This is a genomic window from Enterovibrio nigricans DSM 22720, assembly GCF_900167155.1.
In the GTDB taxonomy this organism is placed as follows: Bacteria; Pseudomonadota; Gammaproteobacteria; order Enterobacterales; family Vibrionaceae; genus Enterovibrio; species Enterovibrio nigricans.
This window is the reverse complement of record NZ_FUXU01000191.1, coordinates 1-2,265: the sequence shown is the minus strand read 5'-3', so window position 1 is coordinate 2,265 and position 2,265 is coordinate 1. Positions and strand designations below refer to the sequence as shown.

The following is a 2,265-nucleotide window of genomic DNA, read 5'->3' as shown; positions in this document are numbered from 1 at the left end:
GGACTGGGTATGCCTGAAACTCAGTATATTGCTTAAGAACCGAACAACTTTAGGCTGCCATGTCTTCCAACCGAATTAAGCAACAAAGCCTATTGAGTTGTCTTTGTGTGTTTTTTGCCGTCCTTAAGCATGGCTTCTGATTCTTGCAAATGGTAACTGTTATACCTTCTTGTTACAGAACTAAGTACCGTTTTACCATCAGAACTCATTAGGTCAGCGGTGGATCCATATTGATAGTCACTGAGTAAGATATTCAGCATCCCATCGGTGTCTGGTTGCCACTGGTTTAGCCCAGCGTTATTCCCGAGATAGTTGTTTTTTGTCCAAGTCCACTGAGTGACGCTTTTGGCTTGTCCGCCTCCTGGGCTCACCGTGTGTCTTTGAACACAGGGAAGTGCTGGCAGTTTGGCAATATCAGGAAAGGCCATGCCCTCTTCGGAATAGTAACGAACTTGTTCAATCAGGCCTGTTGGTGCCGCCACTGTCGTGATCGCTCGGCAGCCTTTTTTCGGCCCTACATCGTCATAGTCAAATGTCCAAACTAATGCGGGCTCAACCATATGGCAGGTCACTTTCACCAGATGTTCATTGGTGAACTTAAAAATGGTGTCGTAACTACGCTCATTATCGTCAGGCAAGACTGTAAATGTTGTGGTTGCGTATGATTCGTCGGGGTATGCCATAGAACACAATACTGTGCCATCACCATCAGAGACTTGTGTGAGCCGAGCGGGTGTATATTTTGAGCTCCATCTAAGGTTTAGGCTGCGACCACAAGGCCCGGAAATACGTGAAGGAACAAACACTGACTTATGCAGTGACAAGTGCTCAATCAGGCCAGATTTATATACAATCTGGCAATTGGCGTCATCCAACTTTTTGAAAGCAAAATTATTCAGCTTTTTTTGCTTAACGATCTTCCCGCTACTACTAACCCGGTACTCTTCACCCGTGGATAATAATAGCTTTCCGGTATGGGTGTCGTAACTTGATAGGTTGAGCTCAAAACCTATCCCGAAACCATTATTGATCGTGGACAGGGGGGAGTAGTGTAGTGCGAGAGAAAGAGGCGGACCCGCCAGTGAGCCAGAAAGAAGTTTTATCAAAGGAAGAGAGATATTAAAAAGTCCTGTTCGAGGATCAACTCCCCCCACTTCTGCGCCAGAAAAGTTACTAGCACTTGAATAGAATGACGTCATAAAAAACTCCAAAGATTGTGAAAAAATTCAAAGCATTTTTGTCAGATGCTCTATTCGATGATATATCCTTCAATAGAACCACCTGAGGGAAATAAGAATTTTCAGCATGGTAGATAGTTGACTTATTTTGAGCCACTGAACCTTTATTTCTCTAAAAGATGGTTCATAAATTCAGTGGCTCTAGTGTGAAAATATTATTTCATTTTTATGTGAATTTTTGAATTTAAATATGGAACGTGTAACATGAGATTGTCACACGGTTTCCATCTTAAATTCATCATTTTCTCTTTCATGGTCATGATTGACACTGACTTTGGCTCCCGTGGAAATGGAACCGTCTTCATTGTTTTCGAAAATAATGGAAAATGTGCCGGAGTTTCCATATTCATCAGTAATGCTCGCGTGTATGGGGTCGGCTGTTTGATTTTCAGGTTTGCAATGAAGCCCCCAGTAGAGAGGCGTATCCTCAGGTATATGCAGTTGATAAACATACACCGAAACTTCGTTTTCCTCTGATTTTTCGTGGTACCAAATTTTATCTGTAACAATTAACGGCCAGTATAACCAGTTTCTATGAACGTCCCAACCATCAGGGTCATTACAAAAATACGGCTCTGGAAAGCCTTTGTGGCTTAGACTGCCATAGTCGTAATTCATGTATTGTTTATAACCAATGCGACTACTTCCATCAGGCTCAATGAACCAACTATTTAAATACGCCCCTCCTGAATCTGAGCTGCAAAGTAAAAGAGCATGTGGTGATTTATCTTCGTACCATTTTGTTTCTGGCGCACATTGTTTAGTCTCTTCCGCAGATTTATGAATGATTTTATAATCATTATTAGTTGTAATGGCGAAACGCTTTCGTTGAAACCATCCGTCGGTATGTTTATAAGTTTTGTGTATGGCGGGGTCTCCCCCTTTTTGATCATAAAACGTGATATCGGGTACATCTCTTTTCCAACCAGTCTCTGAGATCTTCAGATTGGCTTTGTTGCTTAATTCGGTTGGAAGACATGGCAGCCTAAAGTTGTTCGGTTCTTAAGCAATATACTGAGTTTCAGGC

The 2,265-nt window shown here is 42.1% G+C and carries 2 protein-coding genes; both read right to left on the bottom strand.

What is annotated here, in order from left to right:
* Positions 1-89: 89 nt before the first annotated feature.
* Positions 90-1,199 carry a hypothetical protein gene (locus tag B5D35_RS23450; protein ID WP_078754806.1) on the bottom strand — a complete coding sequence of 370 codons (1,110 nt, stop codon included), beginning with the start codon at positions 1,197-1,199 and terminating at the stop codon, positions 90-92.
* 252 nt (positions 1,200-1,451) lie between these two features.
* Entirely contained in the window at positions 1,452-1,856 is a 405-nt protein-coding gene (locus B5D35_RS23445; protein ID WP_078754805.1) for a hypothetical protein, read from the bottom strand.
* Positions 1,857-2,265: the final 409 nt, after the last annotated feature.

What these genes read in the sequence shown, in the direction of transcription:
- B5D35_RS23450 (WP_078754806.1), bottom strand. Translation starts at nt 1,199, where the DNA reads ATGACGTCATTCTATTCAAGTGCTAGTAACTTTTCTGGCGCAGAAGTG.
- B5D35_RS23445 (WP_078754805.1), bottom strand. Translation starts at nt 1,856, where the DNA reads ATGAATTACGACTATGGCAGTCTAAGCCACAAAGGCTTTCCAGAGCCG.